The organism is Flavobacterium sp. T50_26 (assembly GCF_057652995.1).
Genome location: NZ_JBYFCC010000011.1, coordinates 115,314 through 128,485, shown reverse-complemented (window position 1 = coordinate 128,485; position 13,172 = coordinate 115,314). Strand labels below are relative to the sequence as shown.

13 protein-coding genes are annotated in these 13,172 nt (G+C 35.0%); 6 read left to right on the top strand and 7 right to left on the bottom strand.

The annotated features are described in order from the left end of the window. Positions 1–109 precede the first annotated feature (109 nt). A complete protein-coding gene (locus AC23MC_RS08660; RefSeq protein ID WP_487567875.1) occupies positions 110–553 on the bottom strand; it encodes a DUF4268 domain-containing protein in 444 nt (147 codons plus the stop codon). Further along, the gene (locus AC23MC_RS08655) at positions 553–1,257 is read right to left on the bottom strand and encodes a peptidylprolyl isomerase (RefSeq protein WP_487567876.1); all 705 of its coding nucleotides are present in this window, start codon (positions 1,255–1,257) and stop codon (positions 553–555) included. Before AC23MC_RS08655 ends, AC23MC_RS08660 begins: the two co-directional genes overlap by 1 nt. On the opposite strand from AC23MC_RS08655, the gene AC23MC_RS08650 reads away from it, so the two are divergent. Together AC23MC_RS08650 and AC23MC_RS08645 are read left to right on the top strand one after the other, a co-directional pair. Next, on the top strand, positions 1,246–1,884 hold the full coding sequence (locus tag AC23MC_RS08650; RefSeq protein ID WP_487567877.1) for an NUDIX hydrolase: 639 nt from the start codon (positions 1,246–1,248) through the stop codon (positions 1,882–1,884). The two genes, AC23MC_RS08655 and AC23MC_RS08650, sit on opposite strands and share 12 nt — an antisense overlap. Before the next feature lie 52 nt (positions 1,885–1,936). Then, complete coding sequence (locus tag AC23MC_RS08645) at positions 1,937–2,740, top strand: lysophospholipid acyltransferase family protein (protein ID WP_487567878.1); 804 nt, start codon at positions 1,937–1,939, stop codon at positions 2,738–2,740. On the opposite strand, the gene AC23MC_RS08640 is transcribed toward AC23MC_RS08645, so the two are convergent. Beyond that, the gene (locus AC23MC_RS08640) at positions 2,737–3,378 is read right to left on the bottom strand and encodes a hypothetical protein (RefSeq protein WP_487567879.1); all 642 of its coding nucleotides are present in this window, start codon (positions 3,376–3,378) and stop codon (positions 2,737–2,739) included. The two genes, AC23MC_RS08645 and AC23MC_RS08640, sit on opposite strands and share 4 nt — an antisense overlap. Positions 3,379–3,382: 4 nt before the next feature. After that, entirely contained in the window at positions 3,383–3,877 is a 495-nt protein-coding gene (locus AC23MC_RS08635; RefSeq protein ID WP_487567880.1) for an RNA polymerase sigma factor, read from the bottom strand. A 510-nt stretch (positions 3,878–4,387) separates the two neighbouring features. On the opposite strand from AC23MC_RS08635, the gene AC23MC_RS08630 reads away from it, so the two are divergent. Next, positions 4,388–5,692, top strand: coding sequence for an NAD(P)/FAD-dependent oxidoreductase (locus AC23MC_RS08630; protein WP_487567881.1), 1,305 nt, complete (start codon positions 4,388–4,390; stop codon positions 5,690–5,692). Positions 5,693–5,744: 52 nt separating this feature from the next. Here the strand turns inward: AC23MC_RS08630 and AC23MC_RS08625 are convergent, their stop codons facing one another. Further along, complete coding sequence (locus tag AC23MC_RS08625) at positions 5,745–6,806, bottom strand: DUF3810 domain-containing protein (protein WP_487567882.1); 1,062 nt, start codon at positions 6,804–6,806, stop codon at positions 5,745–5,747. 136 nt (positions 6,807–6,942) lie between these two features. Between AC23MC_RS08625 and AC23MC_RS08620 the strand changes: the two genes are divergently transcribed. The 3 genes from AC23MC_RS08620 to AC23MC_RS08610 all read left to right on the top strand — a co-directional run bounded on the left by AC23MC_RS08620 (position 6,943) and on the right by AC23MC_RS08610 (position 9,594). Continuing rightward, complete coding sequence (locus AC23MC_RS08620; protein ID WP_248434918.1) at positions 6,943–7,200, top strand: (2Fe-2S) ferredoxin domain-containing protein; 258 nt, start codon at positions 6,943–6,945, stop codon at positions 7,198–7,200. A 162-nt stretch (positions 7,201–7,362) separates the two neighbouring features. Further along, positions 7,363–7,977 (top strand): MCP four helix bundle domain-containing protein, encoded by a 615-nt coding sequence (locus AC23MC_RS08615; RefSeq protein ID WP_487567883.1) that lies wholly within the window; start codon positions 7,363–7,365, stop codon positions 7,975–7,977. Positions 7,978–8,130: 153 nt separating this feature from the next. Beyond that, positions 8,131–9,594 carry an aminoacyl-histidine dipeptidase gene (locus AC23MC_RS08610; RefSeq protein ID WP_487567884.1) on the top strand — a complete coding sequence of 488 codons (1,464 nt, stop codon included), beginning with the start codon at positions 8,131–8,133 and terminating at the stop codon, positions 9,592–9,594. 247 nt (positions 9,595–9,841) lie between these two features. Here AC23MC_RS08610 and AC23MC_RS08605 read toward each other — a convergent pair whose 3' ends face one another. Continuing rightward, positions 9,842–12,349, bottom strand: a complete 2,508-nt coding sequence (locus AC23MC_RS08605; RefSeq protein ID WP_487567885.1) for a cation-translocating P-type ATPase — start codon at positions 12,347–12,349, stop codon at positions 9,842–9,844. A 269-nt stretch (positions 12,350–12,618) separates the two neighbouring features. After that, positions 12,619–13,086: a DUF6265 family protein gene (locus AC23MC_RS08600; protein ID WP_487567886.1), complete on the bottom strand. Its 468-nt coding sequence runs from the start codon at positions 13,084–13,086 to the stop codon at positions 12,619–12,621. Positions 13,087–13,172 lie beyond the last annotated feature (86 nt).

Sequence of the window (13,172 nt, the reverse complement as noted above, 5' to 3'; positions counted from 1 at the left end):
AGCCCACAGTGAGGAGGCACGACGAACGAGGACTTGCAGCGGATAGCCCGACCCGAAGCTTGTCGGAGGGGCACGCCCAGATGGTTCGTTTCAGGTTTTAAGTTTCAGGTTAGGTGTTGATTTCTAAGTCTTTGATGTAGTCTTCGTGTTCGTAGAAGAAGTATTCGAAGGATTCCATTTTTTCTGCAAAAAAGCTGAAAATGGTGTTCCAAGTTGATTTGTTGTTGATGCTAATATTGTCGATTTCGACCCAAATACGGCTGATGATTTTTCCATTTTCAAGGTGGAAATTTTTTTCGAAGATGGCGTCTTCTAAATAATTTTCAGTGAGGATGGTTTTGAGTGATTCGATTTTTTCGAAATAGATTTTTCGGTGCTCTTCGTCTTTGGGTTCGATATCTAAAGAAACCATGGCTTTTTTGTTATCGACATGAAATTTGAAGGTTACATCTTTAATTTTAGTGTTGTAGAGCAACCATTTTCTAGGATATTCCTGTGCGAAGGTTATCCAAAATTCACGTTTTATTTTTTGTGCTTCTTCTTTGCTGAACATTAGTTGATGAGGGTTGCTTTGATTTTTATATTCAAAAGTGGAAATTCTTTTTTGTCTGTTTCTTGACTAGCGATTTCATCCATTACTTCAAAACCTTTAGTTATTTTGCCGAAAACAGTGTGCTCATTGTTTAAATGATGGGCTCCATTTTTATTTTGAACGAAATAAAATTCGTAAGGATTACTTAATTTTTCAGGGTTTTCTTCCCATAGTCTCGCGGCAGCTAAGGCTCCGTAATGGTGTTTGAGTGTGTTGTTGAATTCGGGCGGAATGAGGTATTTGCCAATGTTTTTTCTATCTTTTTTTGTAATTGATTCATCTGAACTTCCACCTTGTATGATGAAATTTTTAACAACCCGATGAAAATAAGTGGTGTTGAAGTATTTTTTTTTGACTAAATAGATAAAATTGGCACGATGAAGTGGAGTTTTATCTGATAATTCAATTTCGATATTTCCATATTCTGTTTCGATAAGAACTTTGTTTTCGGGATTTCTTTCGCCATACCAGGTTAAAAAATCGACTACATTTTCGTCTGTAAGAACTATTGTTTCTAAATCATATTTTGGCTTTTGAGCACTATTTTTTATGTTTACTGAATCATTTTTTTGCTCTCTATTTTTTTCTGTAGTATCTTTAGATTTATTTTCACATGAAAATAAAATAGATATCGTTAAAAAAAGGAGTATTGTATGGAATTTCATAGTTTTTTAAAATATGTTCCAAAAATAGCAAAAGAATCGCTTCCTGCTACAAGTGCTCATTTAAAAATGGCTCCTTTGTTTCGACAAGAGTTATTGAAGGACATTGATTATGATTCCTATCAACCTAGAAAAGCAGCGGTTTTAATGCTTTTTTATCCTAAAAATAATGAAACGCATTTGGTGTTGATTGTTCGGAATACGTATCCGGGCGTTCATTCTTCACAGATTGCTTTTCCGGGTGGGAAAGTAGAATTAGAAGATGAGTCGTTGGCTCACACTGCTTTGCGTGAAGCAGAAGAAGAAATTGGTGTGGATCGAATGCATGTAGAAATCGTTAAATCGTTTACAGATGTTTACATTCCGCCTAGTAATTTTTTGGTTTCGCCTTTTTTAGGAATAAGTCAAAAAGAATTGGAATTTGTGATGCAAGAAGATGAAGTTGCCGGAATTATCGAATTGTCGTTACGTGATTTTTTGGATGATAATAATGTGGTTATGAGAAAATTAACCACATCGTATGCCAATGAAATTGATGTTCCTGCTTTTTTGGTGAAAGAACATGTTGTTTGGGGTGCTACCGCTATGATGATGAGTGAGTTAAAAGAAACTATTAAAATGGTACTTTAATTGATTTGATTTTTATAAATTCGCAATCAATTTTTCCAACAAAAGACTAATTATGGGATTGTTTAAAAGAAATCCTTTCGGACATATTCTGTTTTTAAAAAAATGGCTCATACGCATTTTTGGCGTCATGACCCACCAACGTTATCGCGGATTTAATCAAATGCATATTGAAGGTTCAGAAATTATCAAAAATCTACCTGAAACAGGCGTTTTGTTTATTTCTAATCACCAAACTTATTTTGCCGATGTAGTGGCGATGTTTCATGTTTTTAATGCTAGTTTAAGCGGTCGAGATGACAACATTAAAAATGTTGGCTACTTATGGAACCCTAAATTAAATATTTATTACGTTGCCGCCAGCGAAACAATGAAAGAAGGTTTATTGCCTAGAATTTTGGCTTATGCAGGTGCAATTACAGTTGAAAGAACTTGGCGAGCCAAAGGTCAAGATATTAAACGAGAAGTAAATCCGAATGATACTGAAAATATAAAAATTGCGTTGAATGATGGTTGGGTAATTACGTTTCCGCAAGGAACAACACGCTCGTTTAAACCGGTTCGAAAAGGAACGGCTCACATCATTAAACAACACAAACCAATTGTTGTGCCTATTGTAATTGATGGTTTCCGACGTTCATTTGACCGCAAAGGTCTTCGCATCAAGAAAAAAGGAATTCTTCAATCGATGGTCATTAAAGAACCACTTGAAATTGATTATGACAACGAAACCATCGAAGAAATCGTTGAAAAAATCGAATTTGCCATCGAGCAACATCCATCTCTACTCAAAGTAATTCCGGTTGAAGTCTTAGAAGAACAAAAAGAATTAGACAAAAAAAGAATGTGGGAATATTAGAAATCCATTTTCTTTAATTCTTCATAATTTTTGTATAATCTTCGCATTAAGAACCCGTAAATCAAGCGGTAGAACAACCAAAATAATCCAAAAGTTACAGCGAATAAAACAAAGTAAGTTAATCCAATAACAATCCAAAACGCTTGTGGATTACTGTCTTTTGCATTTTCCAAAACCGAATTAATATTCGGATCATACGTGATTTGTGAAATGACAACAATTATAAAAATTAACGCAAACATCGCTAAATTATACCAAATATAATACTGCACCGTTTTCCGTGTTTTTATAATAGAACTCATCAGTTTTTTGACAGTATCTGTTGTCGAAATTGTTCTGAAATTTTTATAAAATACATATATAAAAAAGAAAACAATTGCATAATTAATTACAGTCAACACCTTAAATAACGTATCAATATGATACATTTCCAATGTTTTCAAATAATTATCATCTATAGTGAATAAACTAATACCGGCCCACAAAATTAATTCTCCAATGCTAATCATCAAAATCCATTTTACAATGGAAGACGATCGCTTGTGAATCATTTTATATATTTGATTTTCATTCACTTGCTCATAGACATGTGCGTCTTTCTTCCAAGCTTTTTTCAATAAATCCAATTCCTCAGTCATATACTTATGGATTAACGATTTTTTTTAATTTTCCTTTAATTCTATTCATTTTCACTCTCGCATTTACCTCGCTGATTCCCAGCGTTTCGGCAATTTCTTCATAATCTTTATCTTCCAAATACATAAAAATCAGTGCTTTTTCAATGTCATTCAACTGCTGCACGGCTTTGTATAAAAGTTTAATTTGTTCTTCTTCTTCAAAATTGTAATCATCGGGTGCAATGAACTGTTTTTTACCTTCCATATCAGTCGTGGCAACCGTTCGTGTGCTTTTTCGATACAGCGTAATAGCCGTATTTAATCCCACACGATACGCCCAAGTAGAAAATTTCGAGTCGCCTCTAAACTTCGGAAACGCTTTCCATAACTGAATCGTAATTTCCTGAAATAAATCATTGTGAGCATCTTCACCCGACGTGTACAAACGACAAATCTTGTGAACGATGTTCTGATTTTCCTTTAATTGCGTAACAAAAGATTGCTCCAGTGAATTGCTCATGTTCAGTTAGTAGTCAGAATATAAAATTTGTTACAAGTTACAATAATTTTCAGAAGCCCAATCCCGCTATCCGTTCCAAGCTTTTTTGTCTTGTTGCGTTTTTCTAAGACAAAAAAAGAGCTTCCTTTGGTCGCTTTTTTTTGCTAAGAAAAACAGCAACAATCCTGCAAAAGGCTTTCCACTGCTATCGGAGCTAGGAGTTGCGAGTTTAAAAGTTGCGGGTTGCGGGTTACAGGTTGCGAGTAATCCTTTTTCGACAAGTTATTAATTTATAATTTATCTTATTTTTTACAATTTGTGGTCACAACCCGCAACCCTCAGCTTTGTGCTTTTTTTCTTTGTGGCAAAAAATCGGTGTTGCAAATCTTCCTATACCAACCAAAAATGATAAAATTCAGTTAAAATTTGACCAATCAAAAAACGAGTAATTAATCAAATGTTAAAATCAACTATCTTTGTCATACAAAATCTCAGTAGCTCAGTAACTCAGCAACTCAGTAATTCAAAACTATGAATATCCCAAATACTAATCTTCCCAGAATCGTCATCATCGGTGGCGGATTTGCCGGAATTGCACTCGCCAAGAGCCTTAAAAACCAACGTGTTCAAGTCGTTTTAATCGACAAACACAATTACCATACATTTCAACCGCTTTTATATCAAGTAGCTACGGGCGGACTCGAAGCCGGATCAATCGCTTACCCTATTCGTAAAGTCGTGCAAGAATACCAGAACTTTTATTTTCGTTTAGGCTTTGTTAACGAAATTGATACGCAAAACCAAAAAGTAAAAGCAGACATTGGCGATTTGCGTTATGATTATTTGGTGTTAGCCACTGGTTCCAAAACCAATTTTTTTGGCAACAAAGAAATCGAACGAAATAGTGTGGCAATGAAAACCATTCCGCAATCACTCAACATCAGAAGTTTGATTCTTGAAAACTTTGAACAAGCATTGTTGACCAATGATATTCACGACCGACACAGCTTAATCAATTTTGTGCTCGTGGGTGGCGGACCAACCGGAGTGGAATTAGCCGGAGCTTTAGCCGAAATGAAAAAAGCCATTCTTCCCAAAGATTATCCCGATTTAGATGTGCGAAAAATGCAAATTAATCTAATTCAGGCAAGCGATAGAATTCTTGATACCATGAGCGAAAAATCATCGCATGCAGCCGAAGATTTTTTGATAAATTTAGGTGTAAATGTCTGGAAAAATGTTCGTGTAACCGGTTACGACGGAAGCACTGTTACAACCAACACCGATTTAACTTTCGAATCGGCTACCGTAATTTGGACGGCAGGAGTGCAAGGAGCATTACCATCCGGAATTGATACAAATGCAATAATTCCACGAGCTGATCGGGTAAAAGTAAACGAATTCAATCAAGTAGAAGGTTACGATAACATCTTTGCCGTTGGTGATATTGCTGCGATGATGACTGAGCAATATCCAAAAGGACATCCAATGATGGCACAACCGGCGATGCAACAAGGAAAATGGTTAGGTGAGAACATCGTCAAAAAAATAAATAAAAAACCCCTAAAACCTTTTGTTTACAACGACAAAGGTTCGATGGCAACCATTGGCCGAAACAAAGCGGTGGTTGATTTACCAAAATTTCATTTTCACGGTGTTTTTGCTTGGTTTGTCTGGATTTTTGTACATTTATTTTCCTTAATCGGATTTAAAAACAAAGCAGTGGTGTTAACGAATTGGATTTACAACTACATCCGTTTAGATCGTGAAGGACGATTGATTATCAGACCATTTAAAAAGAAAAATGTGACTTCTTTTGTTGCGGACGAGTTATAAGTAGGCAGTGGTCAGTTTTTAGTAATCAGTTATCCTGCCAACTAAAAACTACTTACTGAACACTTCTCTCCATTCCAATCATCAATCCCACAAATTTGCTATACCCTTCCAAACCGTCTTTTTGCTTGTTGAGTTTTAAAAAATTGTCGTAAAAGGTTTTGAAAATCGGTTCCAAAAACGTTTTGTATTCTTCGTGAAATTGTTTGCTTTCTTCAAAATTTTTGATAATTCCTGAATTGATTAACGGGAGAAATTTTTCACTACTGCCTTCTTCAATCCGTTCTAAATTTCGCAAACAATGCTTCACAGCAAAACTATAACCCGAATATTGAAAATAAATATCATTACTTTTCACAGAAGCTAAAAAACCGATGAAATTGGCTTCGCTTTCGCTGGCATATCCAATTTGATGAGCCATTTCGTGCAATGTGGTGGTTGGAAAATTATATTTTGGCAAGCAATCATTCACTTGAGCTTCATTGGTAAACGGATTCAAATAGCCGCCAAATCCCATATAACTCAACGGAATACTAATTAATGATGGTTTGATGCTCGGCTTTTCATACAATAGAAAAGAAAATTCTTTTTCAACCGAAGTATAGCTTTTTACACTCAATTCAAAAATTTCCTGAGTAGAGTAGGGAACGACCACTTTTACAGAATCATTTTGTGTAATTTGTTTATGAATCGCATTCGTTTTTTCAATCAATTTTATTGTAAAAGCTTCTAATTCTTCAGTAGAATATTCTTTGTCAATCTCCAGTTTTTCATACATCGGAATACGATGATAATTAGTTGCCCATAACAAATGAAACAGAAAATAAAATACGGATGCAAAACTGACAATCTTCAACAAATTATCTTTCCAAGCTGTTTTCCAGGTTTTTCGCACTCTCCAAAACCATCTGAAAACCAAAAACAAAACAATACCGTAAATAATATCACCAATGGAAATAGAAGTAAATCCAAACGTAGTTCTCGAAATTTTTGAGATGATTGGATATATTCCGTTACTGTAATAATCTTCTATAAACTTGGGAAATAAAGAAGCGATTTTTAATACAATAATTTGTACCAAAAGAAAAAGTGGGAGTATGTATTTTTTTTGAATCATTGTTGGGTCAAATATATGAAAAGGTGATGGGTAATTGGTAATCGGTAAATGGTTTGGCGAAATTTTAATAAAATTAACTTCTTTATTTAGAATAAATAAGAATAATATTTTACATTTGTAGCATCATTTTTCAATTATGGGAAAAGCAAAAAAATCTGAAAAAGTTATTTATTTCTGCGACGGAAAAAAATGCTGTAAATACAACAAAGAAATCAAAGATTGTCTCAAAGATTTGGTCAAAGACAATGGTTTGAAAGAAACTGTTGCCTTTGAAAAAATGAAATGCCAAGGAATGTGCAAACAAGCTCCCGTTTTGTGTATTCACAAAAATGAATGCGTGGGCAAAGTATCGACTAAAGATGCTAAAAAACTCTTCGAAAAGCATATCGCTTAACTTTTTCGTACTTCTTTCTTTATAATTTAATTAAGGTTATTATTCATTTTTACTAAGCTAAATTAAAAGTTCAAAAACACCAATTTGTTTTTAGATAGATTTAAATGTTATATATTTGAGTTACTTACAAAAACATCTGTAAGTCTTAAATTCTTTAGAACTATGAAATGGACCTACAGTATAAAAAATAAATTGACAGCTTCCGGTGCACTTTTTTCACTTTGTGTATTGGTGTTGTTCAGTAATTACATTGACAGAACTCATACAGAAAACGTAAAAAAGGCAATCAGCACTTTGTATGAAGACCGATTAATTGCTGAGGAATTTATTTTAAAAATGACGAGTGGTTTTTATCAAATTAAAGAAGCAATAAATTCTGATTCGACTGATGTTATTAAAATTAAAAGTGTAAATAATTTAATTGCTGATGTTGTATCAGTGAGCAATGCCTATCAAAAAACTAAATTTACGGCTGTTGAAACAAGCAAAGCAGATGAATTGTTACTTATACTCAAAGAGTTTGAATCCAGTCAACATACTCTTCAAGCAAAATTAGACTATTCTAACAAGGCGTTGGTGATTCTTAACGAACTTTCTGCAATTCAGTTAGCCGAGTCTAAACAAATCATGGCTCATGCTGAAGAATTGTATCTCTCAGGAAAAACATCTTCACAGTTTGTTTTTGTTATCATTGTTATCATATTAATCGTACTTCAAGCTCTTGTATTTACTTCTAAAAGTTTAGTTTCAAATACAAAATTTCCAAATCTAAACTAGCTAAAACAATATAAACGGAACACTATTCGATAGTACTATTTCAAAAACTTTCCCTTTTGTTAATTCAAAAATCCTTCAATTTCTTTGTAACTTTGCATTGCTGAAAAAAAACTCAGCAACTCAGCAACTCAGTAACTCAGCAACTCAAAAGAAATGAATCAAGAAATCAGAAACCTAGAACCCAAAGCACTTTGGAATAAATTCGCCGACTTAAACGCCGTTCCTCGTCCATCAAAAAAAGAGGAACGCGTGATTGCTTTTATGATGGATTTTGGAAAGCAATTAGGCTTAGAAACTAGTAAAGATGCAGTTGGAAACGTCATCATCAAAAAACCGGCAACTGCAGGATTAGAAAACAGAAAAACCATCGTAATGCAATCGCATTTAGATATGGTTCATCAAAAAAATAACGATACAAATTTCGACTTTGATACGCAAGGAATCGAAATGTATGTGGATGGTGATTGGGTTCGTGCCAAAGGAACTACGCTTGGAGCCGACAACGGTTTGGGAGTAGCAACTATTATGGCGGTTTTGGAAAGTAAAGACATTCCGCATCCGGCAATTGAAGCACTTTTTACCATTGACGAAGAAACCGGAATGACCGGAGCAATGGGATTAAAAGGCGGTTTGTTAAACGGAGAAATTCTGTTGAATTTAGATACCGAAGAAGATGATGAAATTGACATCGGTTGTGCAGGTGGAGTAGATGTAACTGCTACAAGATCCTATGAGGAAGAACCAACTCCTGACAATTCATTGGCTTTTATGATTACCGTTAAAGGTTTAAAAGGCGGTCATTCCGGAATGGATATTCATAAAGGATTAGGAAATGCCAATAAAATTATGAACCGCTTGTTATTTGATGGTTTTGAAAATTTCGGTTTACAAATTGCTGAAATTAATGGAGGAAGTTTACGAAACGCCATTCCGAGAGAAAGTGTCGCAAAAGTGATTATTTCGGCTATTTATGAAGGAGCATTTCAATTGGATATGCAAAACCTAATTGATAATATTAAAACGGAATTCAAAACGACTGAGCCGAATTTAATCATTGAAATTACAGAAACCGAATTACCGGAAAAAGTAATGGATTTAGGCATTCAAGAAGGATTGATTCGTGCGATTTATGCGGCTCACAACGGCGTTTACCGAATGAGTGCCGACATGGAAGATTTGGTTGAAACCTCCAACAATATTGCAAAGGTTACCGTAAAAGAAGGAAATATAACCGTTCAATGTTTAACTCGTTCCTCGGTTGAAACATCCAAATTTGATTTAGCGAATGCATTGCGTTCTGCATTTGAATTGATGGGCTGCGAAGTGACCTTTGGCGGAAGTTATCCGGGTTGGACACCGAATGTGAACTCACCAATTTTAGATGTTTTAGTGAATATTTACGAAAAACAAAACGGTTCAAAACCAAATGTTGTAGCTTGCCACGCCGGTTTAGAATGTGGAATTTTAGGAACTAATTACCCTAACATGGATATGATTTCGTTTGGACCAACGATTCACGGAGCTCACTCTCCTGACGAAAGAGCTTCGATTTCATCGGCACAAAAATATTGGAAATTTGTGTTGGAGATTTTGGAGAATATTCCGGAGAAGAAATAAGAGTATAGAAAAGAGAATATATATGAAATCCCGATGAAATTCGGGATTTTTTTGCACACTAAAAATGTCGAGTGGCCATAAATAGCTTTTTTAACGGTTCGGGTATTACCGAAGGCGGGGATTTTTAGCACTAAAGTTCAATCGAAGAGCGAATGTTGAACCTTGCACAAATGTTCAACCGAAGCCGTTCAGCCCCGTTTTTGGTAATACCATGTTACAGGCTGGCGTTTTCGTTAACTGTGTAATTTTAGCTATTTATTTTCAACCTTTTAACCCATTTATACACTTCGACCCACAACACCGACACGGCAGCAATTAAAATTGAGATTAAGAATTGCTGGAAATTTATACTACTCAATTGAAAGAAAGAAGCGAATGGCGGAATATAGAGTATTGAAATAAGTAAAACCAAAGATGCTCCAAGTATTAATGGGAACAATGTATTTTTATTTTTAAAACTATCAAATACACTGTAAATGAATGAGCGATTAACCATACTCAAAAACACATTTGCAAATACTAAAGTTGTGAAAACTATTGAACGTGTAGTTGCTTCATTACTACCGTTTTGTACAGCATACTGATATGCAGTTAGAACGCCTGCGGTAATGGCCAATCCCTGAATAATACTAATGCTTAATTCTTTCCAGCTCAAGAATGTCTCGGTCATTTTACGTGGTTTCTCTAGCATTGTATTTTTTTCCATCGGCTCATTTTCATAGACAATAGAACAGGTTGGCCCCATTATTAGCTCCAAGAAAATAACATGTACCGGTGTGAAAATATGCGGATATATCCAACCCAAAAACAAGGGTAAAGAAACCGTTAGAATAATCGGAATATGAATGGATATAATATATTGAATGGCTTTTTTGAGATTGGAATAAATTCTTCTTCCAGCCGCTATTCCAGTGATCAATTTGTCTAAATCATCATTTGCAATAACCAATGCTGCCGCTGCTTTTGCGATTTCTGTTCCTTTATTTCCCATCGCTACACCAATATGAGCTGCTTTCAAAGCAGGTGCATCATTCACGCCATCTCCCAGCATGGCCACCACTTCATCGTTCTTTTTAAGAGCGTTTACAATTGCCAATTTTGCCTCGGGGAACATACGCGTAAATAGTGTGGTGCTTTTAGAAAGTTCCATCAATTCGGTTTCTGTATGATGAACGATATCGGTTCCGTTTACTGCTGCTGTTTCGTTTATAATTCCTGCTTGATGCGCAATAGACCTTGTTGTATCTGCATTGTCTCCTGTGATGACTTTTACCTTGATGCCTGCAGCATATATCTTTTTAAATACTTCTTGAATGTTCGCTTTCGGTGGATCGTAGAAAACAGTGAATCCTAAAAAGTCAAAAGAAAAATCTTGTTGTTTTTCAGGAAAGTGATTGCCTTCAAAATTACATTTAGCCACGCCCAGTACTCGGTACCCTTGCGTTCCGAAATTGATGATATGTTGTCGTAAATTGTCCTTCTCGCTTTCCGTAAGATTAGAAACGGCAAGAATGGCTTCGGGCGCACCTTTGGCTGCAATAATTCTTTCACCTAAACTATTTTCAAAAAGATGCGTCATCATTGGAGGTTTCCCTTCTAATGGATATTCGTGTATCATTTGAAAATTCTTCCGCTCATCATTGGATTGTGTTTGCTCATAAATTTGATGCAGTGTTTTTTCCATGGGATCAAACGGAATGGGTTCACTACTCCACATAGCGAAACGAATAAGCTCTGAAAGCTCAGGTGTATTGAATTGCGTATCCTCAAAAACCTTGTTTGATTTGTAATCAAATAAAAGTTTCAGTCGCATGGAGTTTTCAGTAATAGTTCCCGTTTTGTCCGTACAGATCACTGTAGTACTGCCCAATGTTTCGACCACACTACTACGTTTAATTATCACACCTTCACTCATTAATTTCCAGGCACCTAAAGCCATAAAAGTAGTAAAGGCTACAGGGATTTCTTCTGGAAGCACAGACATGGCCAAGGTTAATCCAGCGAGTAAACTTTGTATGATATCTCCTGATTTCCAGTAACTAAATCCCCAAACCATCAGAAACACGATAACACCAATAATCGCCATTCCCTTTACAAATTTGGTAATCTGAATTTGCAGTGGCGAATGAACTTCTTTGATATCTTGAATGGATTGACTGATTTTCCCTAGTTTGGTTTCTGCTCCAATTTTCTCTACATTAAAGATGGCCAAACCAGATACTACCAGCGTTCCGCTATATATTTTTATATCTTCGGTTTCTTGACTTTTAAATACTGAAAAACTTTCACCTGTTAGTGAGGCTTCATTAACTGAAAAATCATTGCTGTGCACAATTTCGCCATCAGCACTAATCATTTTTCCTTCTTCGACAATGCACAAATCGCCAACGGCAATTTCGTTTGTGGGAATTTGCATCACGATTGAATCTCTGATAACAGTACTTAACGGTTCGTTCAATTTTTTCAACGCTTCCAGTGCTTTTTTACTGCGATTGTCTTGATAGAATGAAATGCCAGAAACGACAATAATAGCGCCCAACATAAAAATAGCTTCGGAATAATTGCCAACTATTATATAAATAACTGTTACCGCAATAAGCAAAAGCAGCATTGGTTCTTTCAAAATATCGAGCAACATCCTATACCACGCATTTTTTTTAATAGCGTCTATTTGATTGAAACCAAATTTTTTTCGAGAGGTTTTTAATTCCTCAGTTGTGAGACCTTTAATGTGTTTGGGGACATTATACTGCATCAGTCTAATTTTTTAAAAACATAAAACTGTTAGATTTATTTAAATTACTGTGAAAAGCGTTTTTGTGATTTTAGTGCATTTTTCCACGCTTGCCTGTAACTTATTTATAACTCTGACAAAATCAGACTTATCAACCCTAAATGGGGTGTATATGTCTGATAAAATCATTTTTTAGTTACCACCAAATATAAAAAATTACTTTCAATAATTTCAACACAAACCACTAATTCCTAATTCAAAAAAATCAGCGAATCAGCGGCTTCCCTTTATCATTTCACCTTCTTAAACGGAAATCCCTGACTTTTTCCATCACCGCTAATTTCTGCATACAAACTGTCTTTAGCAACTAATTTGTAGGTGATTTTTTTTGGAAAATCGTGTTCTGGATTTTCAAAAACTAAATAATCCGAAGTAGAAGAAGTTAATTTGAATTCCACCGGTTTAGCTTCATTTTGATTGGGAACGGATACAATATAAAATAAGTCATTCTCTTGTTGTTCCAATTGAACAGTTTCGGCAAATAACGTGTCTTTTCCGTTAATGAAATAACTTTCACCTACCAAAACAGAGTCATTTTCAGTTTTCCATTCTTCAGAAAAAGTTCCTTCAGGCGTTTTGTTTTCCCATCGACCTAGAAACCAACTTGCTTTTTCTAATTCTGCGTAAGTTGCTGATTTTTGTTCACAAGAAAAACAGCAAATTGTAAGTAGAAACAGGACGTAAATTTTATTTTTCATAACCAAAGATTTTGTTAAACAATACTACAACAAAACATTGAAATGAGAAACTTGAAACTTGAAACAAAATGTCGTACTTTTGCACT